We start from the raw sequence: 23130 nt of genomic DNA on the forward strand, positions 1-23130 counted from the left end.
GGGAGACCCCGATGCCGACGCTCGTCCTGATCCGCCATGGCCAGTCCGCCTGGAACCTGGAAAACCGCTTCACCGGCTGGTGGGACGTCGATGTCACCGAAAAGGGCGCGGCCGAGGCGCGCGCGGCGGGCGAGCTGATGGCGGCGAAGGGGCTGGACTTCGACCAGACCTTCACCTCGCTCCAGACCCGCGCGATCAAGACGCTGAACCTCGCGCTGGAGGCGATGGGGCGGCTGTGGCTGCCGGTCGAGAAGGACTGGCGCCTGAACGAGCGGCATTATGGCGGGCTGACCGGGCTGGACAAGGCCGAAACGGCGGCGAAGCATGGCGAGGAACAGGTGCATGTCTGGCGCCGCAGCTTCGACGTGCCGCCGCCGCCGATCGAGCCGGGCAGCGAATTCGACCTGTCGAACGATCGCCGCTACGCCGGGATCGACGTGCCCGCCACCGAAAGCCTGAAGGACACGATCGCGCGCGTGCTTCCTTATTGGGAAGGGCGGATTGCCCCGGCGCTGAAGGACGGGCAGCGCGTGCTGATCTCCGCGCACGGCAACTCGCTGCGCGCGCTGGTCAAGCATCTGTCGGGAATTTCCGACGCGGAGATCACGGGGCTGGAAATTCCGACCGGGCAGCCCATCGTGTACGAGCTGGACGCGGACCTGAACGCGACCGACCGTTACTATCTGAACGAGCGGTAAGGGCGGGGTCGCGTCCCACCCTCGGCCGTCACCTTGATCCTTATCGTCGCCCCGGCCTTCGCCGGGGTGACGGTATGAAACAGCAGAGGGTAGCCCCTACACAGCCGCGCGCACCGCGTCGCAGATGCGATCGACGACACGCTCGACCTGCGCGGGATCGTCGCCCTCCGCCATCACGCGGATCACCGGCTCGGTGCCTGACGGCCGGATCACCAGCCGCCCGCGCCCCGCCAGCTCGGTCTCGGCCTCGGCAATCACCGTCTTCACCGCCTCGTTTTCCAGCGGCTTGCCGCCCGAAAAGCGCACGTTCTTCAGCAATTGCGGCAACGGATCGAAGCGGTGGAGCACCTCGCTGGCCGGCGCGCCGGCGCGGCACACCTCCGCCAGGACCTGAAGCGCCGCGACCAGCCCGTCGCCGGTCGTGGCATAGTCCGACAGGATGATATGCCCCGACTGCTCGCCGCCGACATTGTAGCCGCGCCGCCGCATCGCCTCCAGCACGTGGCGGTCGCCGACGGCGGTGCGGATCAGCCCCAGCCCCTGCGCCTTCAAATGGCGCTCCAGCCCCAGGTTCGACATGACGGTGGCGACCAGTCCACCGCCCGCCAGCCGCCCGGCGCGCGCCCAGCCCGCCGCGATCGTCGCCATCAGCTGATCGCCGTCGATCACCCGGCCCTTCTCATCGACCACGATCAGCCGGTCGGCGTCGCCGTCCAGCGCGATGCCGATGTCAGCCTGATGCGCTATCACCGCCGCCGACAGTGCCTCCGGGTGCGTGGAACCGATCTTGTCGTTGATGTTCAAGCCGTTGGGATTGACGCCGATCTGGACCAGATCCGCGCCCAGTTCCCACAACGCCTCCGGCGCGACCTGATAGGCGGCGCCGTTCGCGCAATCGACGACGATCTTCATCCCGTCGAGCCGCAGGTCGCTCGGGAAGGTCGACTTGGCGAAGTGGATATAGCGTCCGCGCGCGTCGTCGATCCGCTTGGCGCGGCCGATCTCGCCGGACGGGGCCAGCGCCACGTCGCCGTCGATCGCCGCCTCGATCGCCAGTTCGTCCTCGTCCGACAGCTTGTAACCATCCGGCCCGAACAGCTTGATACCATTGTCGAAAAAGGGATTGTGGCTGGCGGAGATCATCACCCCCATGTCGGCGCGCATCGATTTGGTCAGCATCGCCACCGCCGGTGTCGGCATCGGACCCACCAACGTCACGTCCATGCCCACGCTGGTGAAGCCGGCCTGCAGGGCGCTTTCCAGCATATAGCCAGACAGCCGCGTGTCCTTGCCGATCACCACGCGATGCCGATGTTCGCCGCGCAGGAAGTGCCGACCAGCCGCCATGCCGACCTTCATCGCCATCTCGGCGGTCATCGCGCCGGTGTTGGTCAGCCCGCGAATGCCGTCGGTGCCGAAATATTTTCTTGCCATCACGCCTTCCGTTCGCTTCCGCTCATCCGTTCCATAACCACAAGCCGTCACAGGGCGAAATCCCCCCATGTCGCAAGCCACCCGCATCCTCCTGTCGTTGCTGATCGGCCTGTCGTCGGGCATCGCGCTGGCGACCTTCGCGCCGACGGCGGTGCCGGGCGCGATCACGGTCGCTGATCCGATCGGCACCGCCTGGCTGCACGGATTGCAGATGACGATCGTGCCGCTGGTCGTCTCACTGCTGGTCACCGGAGTCGCGGCGACCGCGGAGGCGGCGAAGGCCGGGCGGCTCGCCGGGCGCGCGATCGCGCTCTACGTCGCCTTCCTGTTCCTGTCCGCGACGATCGCTGCGCTGGTCACGCCGCTGATCCTGACGATCGCGCCGCTGCCGACCGCCGCCGCCACCGCGCTGCGCGCCGCGCTGAGCGGAGCGGAGCAGGTGCCGGCGGTGCCGCCGCTCGCGGAGTTCTTCGCCGGGATCGTCCCCACCAATATCGTCAAGGCGGCGGCGGCGGATGCCTTCCTGTCGCTCATCATCTTCACGCTCGTCTTCGCCTTCGCGATCGCCCGGATCGACGCGGAGGGACGCACGCTGCTGGTGCGGTTCTTCACCGCGCTGCGCGACACGATGCTGGTGGTCATCGACTGGGTGCTCTGGATCGCGCCGCTTGGCGTCTTTGCCCTCGCGCTGGTGGTCGGCGCGCGCGCCGGCACGGGGGCGTTCGGCGCGCTGATCCACTACATCCTGGTCGTCTCCAGCGTCGGCGTGGTGGTGACATTGCTCGCCTACCCGGTCGCGCGCCTCGGCGGGCGCGTGCCGCTGGCGGGGTTCGCGCGCGCGGCGCTGCCGTCGCAGGCGGTGGCGATCAGCACGCAATCCTCGCTCGCCTCGGTGCCCGCCATGCTGGAGGGTGCGCGCGATCTGGGCGTGCCGGTCGAAACAGCCGGTGTCACGCTGCCGCTCGCGGTGGCGATCTTCCGTGCGACGGGGCCGGCGATGAACCTGGCGGTGGCGATCTATGTCGCGACCTGGTTCGGCGTGCCGTTGCCGCCCGCCACACTGGTGGTCGCGGTGGTGGTGGCGACGCTGACCTCGCTCGGATCGGTCAGCCTGCCCGGCACGGTCAGCTATGTCAGCGCGATCGCGCCGATCGCCGGGACGATCGGCGCGCCGCTCGCGCCGCTCGGGCTGCTTGTGGCGGTCGAGACGATCCCCGACATCGTCCGCACCGTCGGCAACGTCACGATGGATCTGGCGACGACGGCTTGGCTGGGGCGGCGGCGCGATCCGGCCGAGTGACGGGGGTGCGGCTGCCCAGCGCGTAAAGCACGCACCCGCTCCAGATCAGCGCGAACGTCACCATATGTACCGGACGCAGCGGTTCCCGGAACAGCACCACCGCCTCGAGGAACTGAAGCGTCGGCGCGATATATTGCAGCAGGCCCATCGTCGCATAGCGCAACCGGCGCGCGGCGGCGGCGAACATTAACAGCGGGGCAGCGGTGACCGCGCCCGCCAGCACCAGCAGCGTATCGGTCGTGACCCCGCGCCCGAACACCGGCTCCGGGCTGCAGAAGAGTACGGCGAGTGCGGGTGCCGCCAGCAATGCGGTTTCCACGGTCAGGCCGCCGAGCGCATCGATCGCCGCCACCTTGCGGATCAGCCCGTAGAAGCCGAAACTGAACGCCAGCGTCAGCGGGATCCAGAGCGCACCGCCGCCCGCCACCGCCATCACGGCCACCCCGATGGCCGCAACCGCCACCGCCGCCTTCTGGATCGTTCCGATCCGCTCGCCCAGGATGATCATCCCCAGCGCGACATTGACGAGCGGATTGATGAAATAGCCGAGGCTGGCCTCCAGCACGTGCCCGTTCTGCACCGCCCAGATATAAACCATCCAATTGACCGCGATCAGCGCCGCCGACGCGACCAGCAGCGCCAGCGTCCGGCCGCGCGCGGCAGCCAAGATCGCCCCACCGCGCCGGATCGCGACCACGATCGCCGCCAGCAGCACCAGCGACCAGAGCACGCGATGCGCCAGCACCTGCACCGCCGGCACGCCGCTCAGCAGATGCAGATAGAGCGGCAGCAATCCCCAGAGCGTATAGGCGCCGATGCCCAGGATCAGGCCGGTTCGGGTAGCGTGGTTCACCATGCGGGCGCTGTCGCGGGTGTGGCGCCGGGATGCAAGGGGCCGCTCCCGCCCCCCTTTCCGTCACCCCGGCGCAGGCCGGGGTCCACGGTTCCAAAAAAACAACGACCGCAGGCACGCGCGGAGAGATGCCCTCCGGCCCGCGCCGGGATGACGGAAGGGCGGACGGCGGCCAAAAGGTTCAGGAAACTATCGCCCTTCCCGCGCTTTCCCCGTACCAGCGCCTCACCATCATGCTGTCCCGCCTCGTCCTCACCGATGTCCGCAACCACGCCGCGCTGACGGTCGCACCCGGGCCGGGCTTCGTGGTTCTGACCGGGCCCAATGGCGCCGGCAAGACCAACGTGCTGGAGGCGGTGTCGCTGCTCGCGCCCGGACGCGGACTGCGGCGGGCGGCGCTGGGCGACGTCGCCCGCAGCGACGGCCCGGGCGGGTTCGGGATCGCCGCTACGCTCGCCGACGACGTAACGCTCGCGACCGGGGCGCTGGCCGCCGCGCCCGATCGGCGGGTCGTGCGCATCAACGGCGCGCCGGCCGCCGCGACCGCGCTGGCGGAGCGGATCGCCGTGCTCTGGCTCACTCCGGCGATGGACCGGCTCTTCACCGAGGCAGCCGGGGGCCGGCGACGGTTCCTGGACCGGTTGACGCTCGCGCTCGATCCCGACCACGCGCGCCACGGCGCCCGGTACGAGGCGGCGATGCGCGACCGCAACCGGCTGCTGGCGCAGCCGACCACCGACCCGGACTGGCTCGCCGCGCTGGAGGCGCAGATGGCGCAGCATGGGGCGGCGCTGGACGCGTCACGTCGTCGCACCGTCGCCGCGCTCGACACCGCGCTGGCCGCGCAGCCGCCCGGCGATATCGCCCGCGCACAGATCGCACTCGACGGCTGGAGCGGCACCGCCGACGGACTGGCGGCGGAGTTGCGGGTCGGCCGGGCGCGCGATGCCGCCGCCGGCCGCACGCTGGCGGGCCCGCACCGCGCCGACCTGATCGTCCACCACGTCGACAAGGATCGCCCCGCCGCGACCGCCTCGACCGGCGAACAGAAGGCGTTGTTGCTCGGCATCGTGCTGGCCCATGCCGAACTGGTGGCGCGGGTCGCCGGCCGCGCTCCCGTGCTGCTGCTCGACGAGGTCGCCGCGCACCTCGATCCCGCGCGCCGCGCCGCGCTGTTCGCACGGCTGGCGCCGGTCGGACAGGTGTGGATGACCGGCACCGAGCCGAGCCTGTTCGACGCGATCGGGTCGGCGACCTGGCTCACGCTATGAGCAGGTCGTTGCGTTCACAACATTCTTTCGGGCAAGGCGTTGTGACCACATTAGATCTGCTTGGGAAAGACAGAGCCTGACCGATACCGCCGCCTCTCCGCCGTCGCGAACGCTTGCCGAATGGCGCGCCGGCTGGCCCGTGGTGGCGGCGGCGATGCTGGGCGCCGGGCTCGGACCGGGGCTCTACCAGAATTTGTCGAGTCTGTTCACGCCCGGACTGGAGGCGACGTTCGGCTGGTCGCGCGGCGACATCGCCACCGCCGCCGGGCTGGCGCTGGGCGCGGCGATCGCCGCCCCTTTGATCGGGCGCATCGCTGACAGGATCGGGGTCCGTCCTGTGATCGTCGCGTCGATGCTGCTGCTGGGCGTAGCCTATCTCTGGTTGTCGGGCATGGGGTTGCGGGGCGGTCGCGACATCTGGCGCTATCAGCTCGGCGTCGTGATGCTCGTCCTCGCGCTGCCCGGCACCAGCAGCCTGGCCTATGGCAAGCTGATCGCCGGGCGCTTCGTGCGCGGACGCGGGCTGGCGCTGGCGCTCGGCACATCGGGGCTGGCGCTGACGACGCTTGTCGCGGCACCGCTTCTGGGCATGGTGATCAGCCATCATGGCTGGCGCGCGGGGTTCGTCGCGCTGGCGATCGGATCGACCTTGGTGGCGCTGCCGCTGATCGTGCTGAGCCTCCGCGCGGCGGCGCCCGCGCGCGGAGGCGGACCTGCGCCCGCGGACCTGCCGGGCGTCAGCGCGGCGGCGGCGCGGCGCGACCGGCGGTTCTGGATCCTGGTCGGCTCGGCGTGGCTGATCAACGCCGCGACCACCGGCTTCGTCACGCAACTGGTCCCGATCGGTATCGAGCTGGGGCTGAGCGCGCCGCGCGCCGCGCTGCTGCTGACCAGCTTCGCCGCCAGCGCGCTCGCCGGGCGGCTGCTGATCGGCTGGCTGGTGGATCGCCTCCGGCCCCAGCCGGTCGCCGCCGCCTGCGCGATCGTCTCCGCCGCCGCCTTCCTGGCGCTCACGTTCGCGCCGGGCGGGCTGGCGACGTTGCTGGTGCTGGTGTTCCTTGCCGGGCTGATGAATGGCGCGGAGAACGATCTGCTGCCGTTCTTCGCCGCGCGGTTGTTCGGGCTGCGCGCCTATGCGGAAATCTACGGCACGGCGATACCGATCGCGATTTCCGGGACGGCGGTCGGGATCATCGGTTTCGGCCGTCTCCACGACATGTCCGGCGGGTATGCGCTGGCACTGACGCTGGGATGCGGCGCGCTGCTGATGGCCGCCTTGTGTTTTCTGGTCCTGCCCGATCATGGGCGGGATGACGGACCGCCCGTCGCACGCTAGCGCGGCGGATATGCTCGCCGCCCCGCCCTCCCCGACTCGCGCCGAATGGCGGCGCGGCTGGCCGATCGTGCTGGGCGCGACCGTCGGCAGCGGTGCCGGACCGGCGCTGTTCCAGAACCTGTCGAGCCTGTTCGTCCCCGGATTGATCGCCGACTTCGGCTGGAGCCGCGCCGAGCTGGCCGCCGCGACCGGCCTGGGCTTCGCGGGCAGCATCACGGTGCCGCTTCTCGGGCGACTGGTTGACCGGATCGGCGTGCGCCCGGCGATCGCGGGCTGCATGATCCTGCTCGGCGCGGCCTATGTCGGTCTGGCGGGGATGAGCGGCTCGCTCTGGCAATATCACCTGCTGGTCTTCTGCCTGGCGATGACCGTGCCGGGGACCAGCGCGCTGGTTTATGGCAAGCTGATCGCAGCCCGCTTCGTCCTGCAACGCGGGCTCGCGCTGGGCATCGCCACGTCGGGGCTGCCGATCACCACCCTGCTGCTGCCTGTCATCCTGGGCGACATCATCGCCACCCATGGCTGGCGCGGCGGTTTCCTCACGCTGGCCGCCCTCTCGACGCTGGTCGCGCTGCCGATCGCGCTGCTCGCGATACGCCACGCCGATACCGGCCCGACCCGACCTGCCCCCGGCGACCCCGTCGCCACGCAACCGGTCGGCGGCGTCACCGCCGCCGAGGCGCGGCTTGATCCGCGCTTCTGGCAGGTCGGGCTCACCGGCTTCTTCATCAATCTGGCGACGATCGGCTTCATTACGCAGGTGGTGCCGTTCGCCATCGACCGCGGGGTCGCCGCCGAGGACGCCGCCCTGCTGCTGACCGCATTCGGCGCATCGCAGATCGTGGCACGGCTGGCGATCGGCCTGCTGATCGACCGCTTTCCCCCGCGACGGGTCGCCGCCTCGGTCGCGCTGGTGTCCGCGCTGGGTTTTCTCCTGCTCCAGGCCGCGCATCTGTCGCTGACCATGCTGGCGGTCGGCGTGTTTCTTGCCGGGCTGATGAACGGCGCGGAGAACGACCTCTTCCCCTTCTTCGCGGCGCGGCTGTTCGGGCTGCGCGCCTATGGCGAGATCTACGGCTCGCTGATCGTCATCGCGCTGACCGGCAGCGCGGTCGGCATCGTCGGCTTCGGCGCGCTGCACGACGCGACCGATGGCGACGCCGCGGCGCTGGCGATCGCCGCGATCTCGCTGGTCATCGCCGGCCTGCTCTACATCCGGCTCCGCGATCGCGCGCTGCCCCCGCCGTCCAGCGCCGCCGCCACCGCCGCCGGCTGAACCGCGTCGGTTTCGCTTCCGTTGCGGGCCGCGTCTGCCTATATGCTCCGCCATGGCAGAAGCTCAGAATAGCAACGAATACGGCGCGTCCTCGATCAAGGTTCTGAAGGGGCTGGACGCGGTCCGCAAGCGCCCCGGCATGTACATCGGCGACACCGACGACGGCTCGGGCCTCCACCACATGGTGTTCGAGGTGAGCGACAATGCGATCGACGAGGCACTGGCGGGGCACTGCGACCGGATCGACATCACGCTGAACGCCGACGGATCGGTCAGCGTCACCGACAACGGGCGCGGCATCCCGACCGGCATCCACCCCGAAGAGGGCGTGTCGGCGGCAGAGGTCATCATGACCCAGCTGCACGCCGGTGGTAAGTTCGAGAACACCAGCGACGATAACGCCTACAAGGTTTCGGGCGGCCTGCACGGCGTGGGGGTATCCGTCGTCAACGCGCTGTCCGAGTTCCTCGACCTGACGATCTGGCGTGACGGCGAGGAGCATTACATGCGCTTCGCGCACGGCGATGCGGTCGCGCCCTTGAAGATCGTCGGCAAGGCGGACGGCAAGAAGGGGACGCGCGTCACCTTCCTCCCCTCGCCCGCCACGTTCAAGATCACCGAGTTCGACTTCGACAAGCTGGAGCACCGCTATCGCGAGCTGGCGTTCCTCAACTCCGGCGTCCGCCTGTTCCTGAACGATGCCCGTCACGAGGAACCGAAGTCGGTCGAGCTGTTCTACGAGGGCGGGATCGCCGCGTTCGTGAAGTGGCTGGACCGCAACAAGCAGCCGCTGTTCCCGGATCCGATCTCCGTCTCCGGCACCCGCGATCAGGTGACGATCGAGGTCGCGCTGGAGTGGAACGACAGCTACTATGAGAACGTCCTGGCGTTCACGAACAACATCCCGCAGCGCGACGGCGGCACGCACATCGCCGCCTTCCGCGCCGCGCTGACGCGCACGCTCAACAACTATGCCGAGAAATCGGGGCTGCTGAAGAAGGAGAAGGTGTCCCTTACCGGCGACGACATGCGCGAGGGGCTGACCGCGATCGTCTCTGTCAAGCTGCCCGACCCGAAGTTCAGCAGCCAGACCAAGGACAAGCTCGTGTCCTCGGAGGTTCGCCAGCCGCTCGAAAGCCTGATGGCCGACAAGATGGCCGAATGGCTGGAGGAAAATCCGCAGCACGCCAAGGCGATCGTCGGCAAGATCATCGACGCCGCGGCCGCGCGCGAGGCGGCGAAGCGCGCGCGCGAACTGACGCGGCGCAAGGGGGTGATGGACATCGCCAGCCTGCCCGGCAAGCTGGCCGACTGTCAGGAGCGCGATCCCGCCAAGTCCGAACTGTTCCTGGTCGAGGGCGACTCGGCCGGCGGCTCCGCCAAACAGGGCCGCGACCGTCATTTCCAGGCGATCCTGCCGCTACGTGGCAAGATCCTGAACGTGGAGCGCGCGCGCTTCGACCGGATGCTGGGGTCTCGGGAGATCGGCACGCTGATCCAGGCGATGGGCACCGGCATCGGGCGCGACGACTTCAATCTCGAAAAGCTGCGCTACCACAAGATCGTCATCATGACGGACGCCGACGTCGACGGCGCGCATATCCGCACGCTGCTGCTGACGTTCTTCTATCGCCAGATGCCCGAGATCATCGAGGCCGGGCATCTCTATATCGCGCAGCCGCCGCTCTACAAGGCGACGAAGGGCCGGTCGGAGGTGTACCTGAAGGACGACCATGCGCTCGACGACTATCTGGTCGACGGCGGGTTGCAGGCGATGGCGCTGGAGCGCGGCGGCGAAGCCCTGACGGGCGTCCATCTGCGTCCGCTGGTCGAACATGCGCGGCGGATGCGCACGCTGATGCGCTACGTGCCGCGCCGCTACGATCCGGTCATCATCGAGGCGCTGGCGCTGGGCGGGGCGCTTGATCCCGAAGCGACGCGCGAGGCGCGCGCCGCGACCGTGGGCGAGGTGACGCGACGGCTCGACCAGGGCGACAGCGAGGCGACCTGGACGGCGCGTGTCACCGAGGACGGCGGCATCCACTTCGAGCGGCTGTGGCGCGGCGTGACCGACCATCACATCGTCGAGGCCGCCTTCCTGGCGTCGGCGGAGGCGCGCAAGCTCCATACGCTGGCCGGCGAGCAGGCGGAAACCTTCGCGCATGCCGCCAAGTTGGTGCCCGTGAAGGGGCAGTCGGTCGAGACACCCGCCGATGCCGTCGCCACCGACGAGGATGGCGAGGAGACGGTGACGGTCGGTCGCGGCCAGTCGCTGGTCGCGCGTCCGTCGCAACTGCTGGAGGCGATCCTCGCCGCAGGGCGCAAGGGGCTGTCGATCCAGCGCTACAAGGGGCTGGGCGAGATGAACGCCGAGCAACTGTGGGAAACCACGCTCGACCCGTCGAATCGCTCGATGTTGAAGGTCGCGATCGAACAGGCCGACGTTGCCGACGAAATTTTCACCCGCCTGATGGGCGATGTCGTGGAGCCGCGTCGCGAGTTCATCCAGGAAAATGCCCTGAGCGTCGCCAACCTCGACGTGTAACCGACGGTTGCGCCGACGCTTTCCGGAAGCGTCGGCGCCAATCCGTCCATTTTCTGGGCTGGCGAGAGCCTTGGCGCTGCGTTGCAGCCCGGACACACTGATCGAAGATAGTGGACGTGACATCGTCCATGCGCTTCCCGATCGATGGTCGAAGCGTGTAGCAGCCGTCTCGTACCGACGCGCAAACCGGCGAGAACCGTAGCGTCGCGACGATTGAAGGGAGAGGACGATGTCGAACCGTTTTCACATCGCGCTGCGTGCAGCGTTGCTGGCCGGCGCGGCCAGCCTGCCGGGTGTCGCCATGGCGCAAACCGCCGACCCGCAGGCGACGACGACCGCACCGACATCCGCCGATGACGGGACCGCCGGGCTACACGACATCGTCGTGACCGGACAGACCTCCCGCGATCGCCCGCTCATCACCTCCTCCGCCGACATCACCTTCGCCACGCGTGAGGACATCGACCGCCGCGCGCCGCGCTCCACCGCCGACATGCTCGACCTCGTCCCCGGCATCTTCGTCGAAGGAACCGCCGGCGAGGCGTCGAACAACTACTCGGTGCGCGGCCTGCAAGGCGGCGGGCAGCGCTTCGTGCAGCTCGAAGAAGACGGCATGCCGATCCTCTACGGCGGCGGCGGTGCGGACTTCTTCTTCCAGCAGGATCTGACCATCGACCGGCTGGAGGCGGTGAAGGGCGGTTCGTCGGGCGTACTGACCGTCAACGGCGCGGGCGCGACGATCAACTTTATCTCCAAGAAGCCCAGTTTCGATCGGTTCGAGGGCATGGCCCGCGCCACTTACTTCAACTACGGGCTGAAGCGCGCCGACCTCTACCTGTCCGCGCCGCTGGCCGAAAATCTGGCGTTCAGCATCGGCGGCTATTATCAGAGCAGTCCCGGCGTCCGCCGCAACCCGTTCGATTACGACGGTTATCGCGTGAAGGCGATGCTGGAGTATCGCTTCGACGACGGCGGTTATCTGCGGCTGTCGGCGAAGCGCGGCGACATGGACACCGCTTATTATGCGTCGATGCCGTATCGCTATGACAATGGCGATCCGACCGGCTTCCCCGGCCTCGACCCGCAGCGCGACAATATCGGCGGCGACGCGTTCCGGAACATCCGCGTGCCCGTATCGACCTTCGTCGATCGCGACGGCATCCGCGACTTCCGCTACAAGGACGGGATCAAGTCGGTATCGACGCAGGGCCGGATCGATTTCGAGAAGCCGGTCACCGACACCTTCGACGTGTTCCTGCACGGCCGCTATCTCGATTACAGCTACGACTTCAATGGACTGTTCCCCGGCTCGGGCACCGGCAACGGCGGCCTGACCAGCGCGGTCAATTACCTGACACGCGGCAGCGGCTCGCCGATCAACGACCTGCTGTCGCTGGCGCCCACGAACACCGCGCGCTTCGGCATCCGCAACCTGCGCACCGGCGCGCTGATCGCCGCCAACCAGACCGCGCAGCTCAACGCGCTGAACGGCAACGGCTTCCTTCAGCGCACCACGCTGAACCACGACCGGGTCGACGCGCACGACCTGGGGCTGAACATGGGCGGCCGCTGGGAATACAAGACCGACGGCTTCACCAACTCGCTGACCGCGGGCGTCATGTATTACGACGTGCTCCGCAAGCAGAACCAGTCCGCCGTCGCCAGCGTCGTCAACGACGTGCGCAACAACAGCGACATCTATGACATCGTCGCGCTCGACGCCGCGAACAATACGATCGCGACGCTCAGCGACAACGGCCTCGTTTCCTACGGCGACTGGGGCAACGGCATTCGCCAGCGCCACGACAATGCGGTGTCCTTCTACGCCAATGACGAACTGGCGATCGGTGACCTGCGCATCGACGGCGGCGTCCGCTGGGAGAATATCCAGTCGACCGCCCGCGACGGCCTCGATGCGGCGGGGGTCGATGCGGCGAACAACATCGTCGAGATCCGCCCCGGCGTGTTCCAGCAGCGCGTGCCCGCCGGCACCGCCGGCGTCATCCCGACCGTTGGACCGACCTTCGCCGGCCAGTATGCGACCACCAACCGCTCGCGCTCGAAGATTGCGTGGACGGTCGGCGCCAACTACCTGCTGACCCCGAATTTCGCGATCTACGCGCGGTACGCCGACGGTTTCCAGACCAACAGCGTCGATCCGATCACGACGATCAAGCTGTACGAGGCCGGCGCACGCTATCAATACGGGCGGCTGTTCAGCGGCTCCGTCACGGTGTTCCGCACGCTGTTCGACAATCAGAACTACAATTTCGCCAATCCGCAGAACCCGGCGCAGCAGCAGAACATCAACGCCGACCTGCGCACCAAGGGCATCGAGATCGATGTGGCGGTGCGCCCGGTCTCGTGGTTCTCGATCGACGGTCAGGCCGTCTTCCAGGATCCGACGCTGGTGAACCTGCAGATCGATGGCGCCACGCAGTCGGGCTATGAAGGCAATCGCCCGGAGCGCACGCCCGCCACGTTGTGGACCGTGACGCCGACCATCCGGCTGCCGAACGGCTGGGGCGACATCTATGGCCGCTACAAATATGTCGGCAAGATCTTCGCCGATGCCGGCAACGGCGTGGCGCTGCCCGGCTATGGCGTCACCAGCGTCGGGTTCAACGTGAACGTCGGAGAGAACCTTCAGATCGGCTTCAACGCGGAGAATATCTTCAACGTCGTCGGCCTGACCGAGGGCAATCCGCGTCAGGGGCAGACGCAGGCGATCACCGACGGCTTCTTCTACGCGCGCGGCATCGTCGGCCCGACCTATGGCGGGTCGGTGACGCTGCGCTTCTGATCGCAGGGAACCGGGATATGACGCGCTGGATGCGCCCGTTGCTCGCCGGGAGTCTGCTGGCGGCGATCGCGGCGGGCGCCGCCGCGCAACACGCGCCGGAACTGGCCTATCGCGTGTCCGAAGGCGACAATATCAACGCCTTCGTCCGCGATGGCGCGACCGCCGCGCACCTGCTGCTGCGCAACGGTCGCGACCCGCGCATCCTGGTGGCATTCCCTGCGGGGAACAGCGGCGTCGGGCTGTGGTTCGCCCCGCTCGCCACCCCGGCGACCTGGCGGATCGAGGAAGCACCGGCACCGCGATCGCTTGCCGATGCGCAGGGTCGTGCGCTGCACGGCATCCGCACGGTCGCGACGATCGCCACCCCACGGCTGGCGATCAGGCAGGCGCTGCTCACCAACATCCGCTTCCTGCGCGATTACCAGTCGGTCGGTCGCTTCCCGCCGGAAGTGGCGACCTCGCCGCGTATCGACGGACAGACGATCACCTGGGCACGGAATCGAATCGATGGCACTCCCGGCTATCGCCTGATGCTTCGGGTGCTGGACGGGCGGATCGCGGGCGACACGATCACAGCCGCGCGCGATGGCCGCATCCGGCTGGAGATCGTCGCCGCGACCGGTGAAACGCCGCTGCGCGGATTGCCGCTGTCCGACCTGCTGACCGATGCGGCGGCGAACGACCCCGCTGCGCGCGACGCGCTGCGCTTTCTGAGCTATCGCGAGAAGTTCCTGGCGGGTTCGTGGCGGTTCCAGACCTATTTCGGGCGAGACACGTTGATGTCGGCGCGCCTGCTGATGCCGGCCTTGCGCCCCGCCGCGATGGAGGCGGCGCTCGGATCGGTCCTCGCCCGGCTGAATCCGGCGGGGGAGGTCGCGCATGAAGAGGGTCTGGCGGAATTCGCGATCCTGGACCGGCGCGCGCATGGCGGCAGCGGCGACGCGGCGACGCTCGACTATGGCATGATCGACGACGACTTCATGCTCGCGCCGGTCGCTGCCGACTGGATGCTGGATCGGGTCGGCGTCGAACAGGCGCGCAGCTTTCTGGCGCGACCGATCTCCAGCGAAAGCCGTCCCGGCATGTCGGAGCCGGCGGGCGCGGCGCTGGTCCGCAATCTCCGCTTCGTGCTGGCACGAGGCAAGCCCTTCGCCGACGCGCCCGGCGTCGCGCATCTGATCGCGCTCCACGATGGGCGGATGACCGGACAGTGGCGCGACAGCGAGGAAGGTCTCGGGCGTGGCCGCTACGCTTATGACGTGAACGCCGTGCTGGTCCCGGCGGCGTTGCAGGCTGGCGCGAGGTTGCTGAAGTCAGGGTTGCTCGACCCCTATCTGTCCGCCGCCGACCGCGCCGCGCTGGCGCACGCCGGGGCGATGGCGGCCACCTGGCGACGGGAAGCGCCTGCCCTGTTCCGGGTCGAGGTGTCCGCGACGATGGCGCGCCCGAAAATCGCCGCCTACGCAAAGACGCTGGGCGTTCCGGTCGCGCCCGCCCTCGCCAGCCTCGGCAATGCACCGCTGGTTTTCCACGCCATCTCGCTCGATGCGCAAGGCGCGCCGGTGCCGATCATCCATTCGGATGAGGGCTTCGCGCTGCTGTTCGCCGATCCCTCGCCCGCCGAACTGGACGCCGATGTCGCGGCGGCGATGCGCCCCTTCCCCGCCGGGCTGATGACCGGGATCGGGATGCTGGTCGCCAATCCGGCGCTCGCCGATGCCGCGACGCAGGCGCGCTTCACCCCCGCCGCCTATCACGGCGCGGTCGTCTGGTCGTGGCAGCAGGCGCTGTTCGCCGCCGGTTTGGAGCGTCAGTTGCGCCGCACCGACCTGCCCGCCGCCACCCGGGCGCGCCTGACGACCGCGCAGGCGACGCTGTGGCGCGCGATCGCCGCGACGCGCGCGACGCAAAGCTCGGAGCTGTGGTCGTGGGCGTGGCGCAATGGCGGCTATCGCGTGGTGCCGTTCGGCGCCGGCAAGCAGGACGTGGACGAATCCAACGCCGCACAGCTTTGGAGCACCGTCTATCTCGCGGTGCGTCCGCCCGCCGCGCTCAACCGGAAGTGATCGCCTCCAGCGCGACGTCATGCAGCGGCAGCGTCGGCGCGGCGCGGGCGATCACCTCGGCGATCCCGCGCACCTGTGCGATGTTGGTGGCGGCGTCGATCGTGTCGGCGAGCGGATGATGATCGCCCGCGACGAACCCCTGCCCGTCCAGCACCGCCAGCCAGCTCGCCTCGCGGAACAGCTCTTCGGGATCGAGCATCAGCCGCCCGGCGCGAACATAGTGCGCCTCGCGCTCCACGAGCGATGCGGGCAATTCCATGGTCCGGCACGCACGCCATAACGGGTCGTCGCGCCCCTGCGTGGCGTGGTAATGCAGGATCAGGAAGTCGCGCACGCCATCCATGTCGGCCGCCAACAGCCGGTTGAAGCGCGTCGCCAGCCCGGCGTCCATGTCGCGATCCGGGAACAGCGTCAGCAGCTTGGCGATCCCGCTCTGAATCAGGTGGATGCTGGTCGACTCCAGCGGCTCCAGGAACCCCGACGACAGCCCGATCGCGACGACATTGCCCACCCATGGCCGGCGCCGCAGCCCGGCGGTGAACCGCAGGAAACGCGGCTCGGCCAGCGCCTCCCCATCCAGATTCGCCAGCAACGTCGCCGCCGCCTCGTCGTCGCCCACGTACCGGCTGGCATAGACATAGCCGTTGCCCGTGCGGTGTTGGAGCGGGATCCGCCATTGCCACCCCGCCGCGCGCGCGGTCGATCTCGTAAAGGGCGTCGTCGCCGCGACTCGCGCGCACGGCACCGCCACCGCACGGTCGCAGGGCAGCCAGTGCGACCAATCCTCGAACGGCGACGCCATCTCTCCACCGATCAGCAGCGCACGAAACCCGGAGCAGTCGATGAACAAATCGCCCGCCAGCCGCTCGCCGCGCTGCGTGGTCAGCGCGGAGATGAAACCAGTCGCCGAATCCCGCTCGACCGTCGCCAGCCGCCCCTCGACCCGCCGCACCCCCGCCCCCTCGGCGATGCTCCGCAGGTGTGCGGCATACAGCGCGGCGTCGAAATGATAGGCATAGCCGAGCGTCGACAGGATCGAGCGCGCGTCCCCCTGCGGTCTGGCGAACCGTCCCTGCCCCGCCGCCTGCGTCGCCAGCGACAGCGCCGCGAGCGGCAGGTCGAGCCCGTCGCGCCGCGCCTTGATCCAGCGGTGGTGGAAGTCGACTCCCGGCAGCGCCGCACCATAACGGCCGAACGGGTGGAAATAGCGATGCCCCGGCCGCGCCCAGTCGACGAATTCGATTCCCAGCTTGAACGTCGCCTGCGTGGCACGCAGGAACCCCGCTTCGTCCAGCCCGATCAGGTCGTTGAACCAGTGGATGGTCGGGATCGTCGCTTCACCGACGCCGACCGTGCCGATCTCCTCCGATTCCAGCAACGTGATCGCCAGCCGCCGGCCATAGGTGCGGGCCAGGGCGGTCGCGGTCATCCACCCCGCCGTCCCGCCGCCAAGGATCACCACGCGCTCGACACGCCCGCCGCTCTGCTTCTCTGCCATTACCACATGGTAGCGCGACGCACGGTGACGGAAAGGAAGAACCGCGCGGTGATGGCTTGCTCGGACCGACATTCCGCCAGCCGCGCTTCGCTCGATCGTGCGCCCCCACATCCGGAACGGCGAGATCGGATGACAACGGCGGCCAGCGCTAAGCCGTCGTATCCTGCGGGTGGTGCGGGGTGAGGATCAGCGTGCGCCCCTCCACCCGCCAGCTTTTCAACCGCGACAGGAAGTTCATCCCCAGCACGTCGACGTCACCGAACGCCGGCGAGACGACCACCGCCAGATCACGCGCGACGACGTTGCCGAAGCGCAGTTCGCGCACCTCGCCGGTGTCGGCCTTGATCGTCCCGTTCGCGGTCTTCAACAGCACCGGGAACACCGCCGGCTTCACCTCCACGCCCGCCGCCGCGGCGGTGGCCGGCGACAGGGCGGTGACGGTCGCGCCGCTATCGACCAGCAGGCGTCGCTCGACCCCGCCGATCCTGGCGCGGACATAGAAGTGCCCGTCGCGGCTCATGCTGACGCGCGTCTCCTCGCCAGCGACCTTCTGATCGTCCATGTCGAGCGCCGCCGCCGCGCGACCCAGCCACGGATCGAAACGCCCGCGCTCGGCGACCGTGGCGTACAGCAACAACCCGGCCCCGACCCAGAAGGCCAGGCTCACGATCGTCCGCAACACCGGCGCGCGTCGGGCCACCACCGCCGCGACGAACAACACGCCGAGCAGCAGGTAGAAATGCGGACTGGCCGAAATATCGACGGGCATGAGCGGAATATAGGAACCGGAACCTGTCGGGAGAATGGCTGGCGCACGTGCCGGACCCACGTTATATCGCGGTCATGCAGATGACGCTCACTACCACCACTACCCGGCTGCGTCCGGGGGCCGGCGCCAGCGTCATCGTCTGACGCTCGGCACCGCCCATCCGGACGGGTGGGACGCGAGCGGCCGCATTCCACCTCGCCAGCATCACACGCCGCTCTTTTCGTCGGGGCACGGCATCGCTAGGCCGTTCCCTCGACTTTGCGCAGGAAGACCCTCGATGGAAATGCTCTCGATCACGCTGCCCGACGGTTCGGTCCGCGAGGTCGCATCCGGCACCACGCCCGCCGACATCGCCGCCGCGATCGGCCCGGGCCTCGCCAAGGCGGCGATCGCCGCGCGGGTGGATGGCGAGTTGCGCGACCTGTCGCGCCCGCTGACGCAGAACGCCGCGCTGGCGCTGGTCACGCAGAAGGACGAGGGCGACGCGCTGGAACTCGCGCGCCACGATTTCGCGCACGTCATGGCGGAAGCGGTGCAGCATCTGTTCCCGGGCACGCAGATCACCTTCGGTCCGGCGACCGAGGACGGCTTCTATTACGACTTCGCGCCGAAAGACCGCCCGTTTACCGACGAGGACCTGCCCGCGATCGAGGCCGAGATGCGCCGCATCATCGCGAAGAACGAGCCCTTCACGCGCGAGGTCTGGTCGCGCCAGCAGCTGATCGAGAAGTGGAAGGAACAGGGCGAGACGTTCAAGGCCGAATGGGCGGCCGAACTGCCCGAGGGCGAGGAACTGACGATCTATCGTCAGGGCGAATGGCTCGACATGTGCCGTGGCCCGCACATGCCCTCGACCGGGCGGCTGGACCCGAACGCCTTCAAGCTCACGCGCGTGTCGGGCGCCTATTGGCGCGGCGACCAGAAGAACGCGATGCTCAGCCGCGTCTATGGCACCGGCTGGCTCAGCAAGAAGCAACTCGACGCGCATCTGACGATGCTGGAGGAAGCCGCCAAGCGCGACCATCGCAAGATCGGCGCGGAGATGGACCTGTTCCACCTCCAGTCGGAGGCGCAGGGGTCGGTGTTCTGGCACCCCAAGGGCTATATCCTGTGGCGGCAGATGGAGGCCTATATGCGTCGCCGCCTCGACGCCGCCGATTATGCCGAGGTGAAGACCCCGCAGCTGATGGACGCGCGGCAGTGGGAACAGTCCGGCCACTGGGGCAAGTATCGCGAGAACATGTTCGTCGTCCCCGACGAAATCCCGAACACCGAGGATGAGGGCGCGGTCATCAGCGGCGATGCCGACATGATGGCGCTGAAGCCGATGAACTGCCCGGCGCACGTCCTGATCTTCAAGCAGGGGATCAAGTCGTACCGCGACCTGCCGATCCGCATGGCCGAATTCGGCTGCTGCCACCGCAACGAGCCGCACGGCGCGCTGCACGGCATCATGCGCGTCCGCCAGTTCACGCAGGACGATGCGCATATCTTCGTGCGCGAGGATCAGCTGGTCGAGGAAGTCCGCAAATTCTGCGAATTGCTCCACTCCGTCTATCAGGATCTCGGCTTCACCGATTATGCGGTAAAGCTGGCGCTGCGCCCGGAAAAGCGTTTCGGCTCGGACGAGATGTGGGACCGCTCCGAACAGGAGCTGCGCGAGGCGGTGCAGGCGTCGAACCTGCCAGAGGAGATCAAGGCGAAGTTCGAGGAACTGCCGGGCGAAGGCGCCTTCTATGCGCCGAAGCTGGAATTCCACCTGACCGACGCGATCGGCCGCACGTGGCAGGTCGGTACGATCCAGTCCGACCGCGTGCTGCCCGATCGCCTCGACGCGTCGTACGTCGGTGAGGACGGCAATCGCCACCGTCCGGTCATGCTGCACCGGGCGATCCTGGGCACGTTCGAGCGGTTCATCGGCATCCTGATCGAACATCACGCAGGGCGCTTCCCGCTGTGGCTGTCGCCGGTGCAGGCGGTGGTCGCGACGATCGTCTCCGACGCCGACGATTACGCGCATGAGGTGGCGGCGAAGCTGCGCGCCGCCGGCATTCGCGTCGAAACCGACCTGCGCAACGAGAAGATCAACTACAAGGTGCGCGAGCATTCGGTCGCGAAGGTGCCGAACCTGCTGGTCGTCGGCAAGCGCGAGGCGGAGGAAGGCAAGGTCGCGCTGCGCCGGCTCGGCAGCCAGGCACAGACCTTCCTGACGCTCGACGAGGCGGTGCAGATGCTCCACGACGAAGCGCGCGCGCCGGACCTGCGCTGACACTGCTCGTCACTGTGCCCCGGCGTCGCCGGAACCTCTGCGAAGCCACAACCGTCATGCCGGACTGGTTCCGGCATCCACTGGGCCGCACACTCACAAGTTTCTGATGGTGCGGATCAGTGGACCCCGGAACCAGTCCGGGGTGACGTGGCGAGCGAGGTGAGCAAAGCGACTGTCGCTGACGTCCCGAACAGGCCGAATGCGTCCTGATCCATGACTGGATTGCTTCGCAACGCTCGCAATGACGCATCAATCCTCCGGCGCGGCCGTCACCGTCTGCTGCTTCCCCAGCCGCTGTTCGCGCCACACGATGAACAGCCCGCTGGCGATGATGATCGGCGCACCCGCCCAGGTCATCGCGCTCGGCAACACGCCGAACAGCAGCCAGCCGTAGATCGTCGCCCAGATCAGCCCGGAATAATCCATCGGCACCACGGTCGTCACCGGCGCCAGCTTCGCCGCCCCCGTCAGCGCCAGCTGCCCGCACCCGCCGACCACCCCGATGGCGGCCAGATTCGCCCAGGTCAGCCAGTCGTGGGACTGGAGATGAAAGGCATAGGGCACGGCGATCAGCGGCAGCGTGAGGGTCGAGAACCAGAAGACCGTCGTCCCCGACGGTTCGTCGCGCAATTGCCGCAGCAGGATCGCGACCAATGCGACGAACAGCGCCGCCAGCAACCCGACGATCGCCCCGAACAGCGGCACATGCTCCCCGCCGCCCGGCTGCGCCACCACCAGCACCCCCGCGAATCCGACCAGCACCGCGCCCCAGCGCTGCACGCCGGTCCGCTCACCCAGCACCAATGCGCCCAGGATCGTCGCGAAGATCGGCACCGTGAACTGGAAGGTCGTCGCCTCCGCCAGCGGCAGCAGCAGCACCGCGCCGAACGTGAACACCATTCCCACCACGCCGACCAGCGAACGGGCGAGATGCCCCTTAAGCCGCGTCGTCCTGAGCGAGCGCAGCCCCGGCCCGGCCGCCACGAAGGTTAGCACCACCGGCAAGGCGCACGCCTGTCGCCAGAACATCGTCTCCGGCAGCGACGCGCCGCGCGTCTCCGCCAGCTTCACCAGCGCCGACATGGTGGACAGGAAGAAAATCGCCAGCAGGCGCAGGCCGATGCCCTTGAGAACGCGGTCATCCGACATGCCGCCGTCCCTAACCGTGCCACCGCGCCAAAGAAACCCCGCGCGTTGCCGCTTGGCGAGCGGCCCGTTTTGCCGCTATCGCCCCGCCCCATGAAGCACGCTCTCCCCGTCACCCGCGAGGCCGATTTCTCCGCCTGGTACCAGTCCGTCATCGCCGAGGCCGACATGGCCGAGGAGTCCGGCGTGCGCGGCTGCATGGTCATCCGCCCGTGGGGCTATGGCATCTGGGAGCGGTTCCAGCGGCTTCTGGACGATCGCATCAAGGCGACCGGCCATGAAAATTGCTATTTCCCGGTCTTCATCCCGCTGTCCTATTTCGAGCAGGAAGCCAGCCATGTGGAGGGTTTCGCCAAGGAAATGGCGGTCGTCACCCATCACCGTCTGATCGCCGACGGCAAGGGCGGACTGGTCCCCGATCCCGCCGCGAAGCTGGAGGAGCCGCTGGTCGTGCGTCCGACCAGCGAGACCGTCATCGGCCATGCTTTCGCACGCTGGGTACAATCGTGGCGCGACCTGCCGGTGCTCATCAACCAATGGGCCAACGTCGTGCGCTGGGAAATGCGCACCCGCATGTTCTTGCGCACCGCCGAATTCCTCTGGCAGGAGGGCCACACCGCCCACGCCACCGCCGAGGAGGCGCGTGACGAAACACTCAAGATGCTCGAAGTCTATCGCGACTTCGCGGAGAATTGCGTCGCCGTGCCGGTCATCGCCGGGGAGAAGCCCGAGAACGAGCGCTTCCCCGGCGCGGTCGGCACCTGGTCGATCGAGGCGATGATGCAGGACGGCAAGGCGCTGCAGGCCGGCACCTCGCACTTCCTCGGCACCAATTTCGCCAAGGCGCAGAACATCCGCTTCCAGAATGCCGAAGGGCAGCTGGAATATGCCCAGACGACCAGCTGGGGCGTATCGACGCGGATGATCGGCGCGCTCATCATGGTGCATGGCGACGACGATGGCCTCCGCGTGCCGCCGCGCGTCGCACCGTGGCAGGTCGTCATCGTACCGATGCTGCGCGACGCACCGGAGGACGAGGCGCTGATCGCCTATTGCCGCGAACTGCAACAGACGCTTGCGGCGCAGAGCGCGTTCGGCGAGCCGGTGCGCGCGCTGCTCGACCTGAAGCCGGTGAAGTCGACCACCAAGCGCTGGGGCTGGGTGAAGAAGGGCGCGCCGATCGTCATCGAGGTCGGCGGGCGCGACATGGCGTCGGGCAATATCTCGGTCATCCGCCGCGATCGCCTGTATCGCGCCGATGGCAAGCTCGACAGCGCGATCGTCGCGCGCGACGGCTTCGCGGGCGAGGTCGCCGGGCTGCTCGCCGACATCCAGCAGACGTTATTCGATCAGGCCAAGGCGCGGCTGGACGCGAACATCACGCCGGCAAGCGACTGGTCGCAGGTCGAGGCGCATTTCGCGGAGGGCGCGAAGAATCCGGGGTGGCTGGAGGTGCAATGGTCGCGCCCGACCGGCGCGGCGCTGGACACGGTGGTCGAGCGGCTCAAGACGCTCAAGTTGACGCTCCGCAACGCGCCCGAGGGGCAGGCGGCAGCGGACGGCGCGTGCATCTTCACCGGCGACGCGGCGGTGGAACGGGTGCTGGTCGGCCGCGCCTACTGACGCCTTTCGCGAACACCGCCATTCCTCGACCCGTCACCCCGGCGAAGGCCGGGGTCCAGTCGAGGGACGTTGCCGGATCTCGCGACCCGCCCGATGCCGGCTCTCGAACCCTCCACGGAAATTCCCCGTCATGCCGGACTCGTTCCGGCATCCAGGTTTCCGCAAACGCACACGTCGTTGCCTTTTCGGAGCCGTGGACCCCGGCCTTCGCCGGGGTGACGTTCGCAATCAGGCAGGAAGACC

The 23130-nt window shown here is 68.5% G+C and carries 15 protein-coding genes; 10 read left to right on the forward strand and 5 right to left on the reverse strand.

The genetic code is table 11. The features are described from left to right. Positions 1-11: 11 nt before the first annotated feature. Complete coding sequence (gene gpmA / locus NS334_RS07900) at positions 12-698, forward strand: 2,3-diphosphoglycerate-dependent phosphoglycerate mutase (protein ID WP_058755424.1); 687 nt, start codon at positions 12-14, stop codon at positions 696-698. Between the two features lie 96 nt (positions 699-794). Here the strand turns inward: gpmA and glmM are convergent, their stop codons facing one another. Then, complete coding sequence (gene glmM, locus NS334_RS07905) at positions 795-2132, reverse strand: phosphoglucosamine mutase (RefSeq protein WP_058755425.1); 1338 nt, start codon at positions 2130-2132, stop codon at positions 795-797. A 67-nt stretch (positions 2133-2199) separates the two neighbouring features. Between glmM and NS334_RS07910 the strand changes: the two genes are divergently transcribed. Beyond that, complete coding sequence (locus tag NS334_RS07910; RefSeq protein WP_058755426.1) at positions 2200-3432, forward strand: dicarboxylate/amino acid:cation symporter; 1233 nt, start codon at positions 2200-2202, stop codon at positions 3430-3432. Here NS334_RS07910 and rarD read toward each other — a convergent pair. After that, the gene (gene rarD / locus NS334_RS07915; RefSeq protein WP_058755427.1) at positions 3374-4288 is read right to left on the reverse strand and encodes an EamA family transporter RarD; all 915 of its coding nucleotides are present in this window, start codon (positions 4286-4288) and stop codon (positions 3374-3376) included. The genes NS334_RS07910 and rarD overlap by 59 nt on opposite strands. A 230-nt stretch (positions 4289-4518) precedes the next feature. Here rarD and recF point away from each other — a divergent pair, with 230 nt between their 5' ends. From recF to NS334_RS07945, 6 genes are all read left to right on the forward strand, one after another. Continuing rightward, a complete protein-coding gene (gene recF, locus NS334_RS07920; protein ID WP_058755428.1) occupies positions 4519-5556 on the forward strand; it encodes a DNA replication/repair protein RecF in 1038 nt (345 codons plus the stop codon). Positions 5557-5698: 142 nt separating this feature from the next. Continuing rightward, positions 5699-6892 carry an MFS transporter gene (locus NS334_RS07925; RefSeq protein ID WP_153002635.1) on the forward strand — a complete coding sequence of 398 codons (1194 nt, stop codon included), beginning with the start codon at positions 5699-5701 and terminating at the stop codon, positions 6890-6892. Then, positions 6858-8168 (forward strand): MFS transporter, encoded by a 1311-nt coding sequence (locus NS334_RS07930; RefSeq protein ID WP_083500330.1) that lies wholly within the window; start codon positions 6858-6860, stop codon positions 8166-8168. Before NS334_RS07925 ends, NS334_RS07930 begins: the two co-directional genes overlap by 35 nt. A gap of 52 nt (positions 8169-8220) precedes the next feature. Next, on the forward strand, positions 8221-10713 hold the full coding sequence (gene gyrB, locus NS334_RS07935) for a DNA topoisomerase (ATP-hydrolyzing) subunit B (protein ID WP_058755431.1): 2493 nt from the start codon (positions 8221-8223) through the stop codon (positions 10711-10713). 229 nt (positions 10714-10942) lie between these two features. Continuing rightward, positions 10943-13516, forward strand: a complete 2574-nt coding sequence (locus NS334_RS07940; RefSeq protein WP_083500331.1) for a TonB-dependent siderophore receptor — start codon at positions 10943-10945, stop codon at positions 13514-13516. A 17-nt stretch (positions 13517-13533) separates the two neighbouring features. After that, positions 13534-15582, forward strand: coding sequence for a hypothetical protein (locus NS334_RS07945; RefSeq protein ID WP_058755432.1), 2049 nt, complete (start codon positions 13534-13536; stop codon positions 15580-15582). Here NS334_RS07945 and NS334_RS07950 read toward each other — a convergent pair. Both NS334_RS07950 and NS334_RS07955 read right to left on the reverse strand, forming a co-directional pair. Beyond that, on the reverse strand, positions 15569-17080 hold the full coding sequence (locus tag NS334_RS07950; protein WP_058755433.1) for a tryptophan halogenase family protein: 1512 nt from the start codon (positions 17078-17080) through the stop codon (positions 15569-15571). The genes NS334_RS07945 and NS334_RS07950 overlap by 14 nt on opposite strands. 148 nt (positions 17081-17228) lie before the next feature. Further along, positions 17229-17849 (reverse strand): retropepsin-like aspartic protease family protein, encoded by a 621-nt coding sequence (locus NS334_RS07955; RefSeq protein WP_058755434.1) that lies wholly within the window; start codon positions 17847-17849, stop codon positions 17229-17231. Between the two features lie 283 nt (positions 17850-18132). Between NS334_RS07955 and thrS the strand changes: the two genes are divergently transcribed. Beyond that, positions 18133-20118, forward strand: a complete 1986-nt coding sequence (gene thrS, locus NS334_RS07960) for a threonine--tRNA ligase (RefSeq protein WP_058755449.1) — start codon at positions 18133-18135, stop codon at positions 20116-20118. Positions 20119-20367: 249 nt separating this feature from the next. On the opposite strand, the gene NS334_RS07965 is transcribed toward thrS, so the two are convergent. Then, positions 20368-21267, reverse strand: a complete 900-nt coding sequence (locus NS334_RS07965) for a DMT family transporter (protein WP_058755435.1) — start codon at positions 21265-21267, stop codon at positions 20368-20370. 90 nt (positions 21268-21357) lie between these two features. On the opposite strand from NS334_RS07965, the gene proS reads away from it, so the two are divergent. Beyond that, positions 21358-22887, forward strand: coding sequence for a proline--tRNA ligase (gene proS / locus NS334_RS07970; RefSeq protein ID WP_058755436.1), 1530 nt, complete (start codon positions 21358-21360; stop codon positions 22885-22887). Positions 22888-23130: the final 243 nt, after the last annotated feature.

The sequence above is a fragment of the Sphingomonas endophytica genome, from assembly GCF_001476895.1.
Lineage (GTDB): Bacteria > Pseudomonadota > Alphaproteobacteria > Sphingomonadales > Sphingomonadaceae > Sphingomonas > Sphingomonas endophytica_A.

What these genes read in the sequence shown, in the direction of transcription:
- gpmA (WP_058755424.1), top strand. Translation starts at nt 12, where the DNA reads ATGCCGACGCTCGTCCTGATCCGCCATGGCCAGTCCGCCTGGAACCTG.
- glmM (WP_058755425.1), bottom strand. Translation starts at nt 2,132, where the DNA reads ATGGCAAGAAAATATTTCGGCACCGACGGCATTCGCGGGCTGACCAAC.
- NS334_RS07910 (WP_058755426.1), top strand. Translation starts at nt 2,200, where the DNA reads ATGTCGCAAGCCACCCGCATCCTCCTGTCGTTGCTGATCGGCCTGTCG.
- rarD (WP_058755427.1), bottom strand. Translation starts at nt 4,288, where the DNA reads ATGGTGAACCACGCTACCCGAACCGGCCTGATCCTGGGCATCGGCGCC.
- recF (WP_058755428.1), top strand. Translation starts at nt 4,519, where the DNA reads ATGCTGTCCCGCCTCGTCCTCACCGATGTCCGCAACCACGCCGCGCTG.
- NS334_RS07930 (WP_083500330.1), top strand. Translation starts at nt 6,858, where the DNA reads ATGGGCGGGATGACGGACCGCCCGTCGCACGCTAGCGCGGCGGATATG.
- gyrB (WP_058755431.1), top strand. Translation starts at nt 8,221, where the DNA reads ATGGCAGAAGCTCAGAATAGCAACGAATACGGCGCGTCCTCGATCAAG.
- NS334_RS07940 (WP_083500331.1), top strand. Translation starts at nt 10,943, where the DNA reads ATGTCGAACCGTTTTCACATCGCGCTGCGTGCAGCGTTGCTGGCCGGC.
- NS334_RS07945 (WP_058755432.1), top strand. Translation starts at nt 13,534, where the DNA reads ATGACGCGCTGGATGCGCCCGTTGCTCGCCGGGAGTCTGCTGGCGGCG.
- NS334_RS07950 (WP_058755433.1), bottom strand. Translation starts at nt 17,080, where the DNA reads ATGGCAGAGAAGCAGAGCGGCGGGCGTGTCGAGCGCGTGGTGATCCTT.
- NS334_RS07955 (WP_058755434.1), bottom strand. Translation starts at nt 17,849, where the DNA reads ATGCCCGTCGATATTTCGGCCAGTCCGCATTTCTACCTGCTGCTCGGC.
- thrS (WP_058755449.1), top strand. Translation starts at nt 18,133, where the DNA reads ATGCTCTCGATCACGCTGCCCGACGGTTCGGTCCGCGAGGTCGCATCC.
- NS334_RS07965 (WP_058755435.1), bottom strand. Translation starts at nt 21,267, where the DNA reads ATGTCGGATGACCGCGTTCTCAAGGGCATCGGCCTGCGCCTGCTGGCG.
- proS (WP_058755436.1), top strand. Translation starts at nt 21,358, where the DNA reads ATGAAGCACGCTCTCCCCGTCACCCGCGAGGCCGATTTCTCCGCCTGG.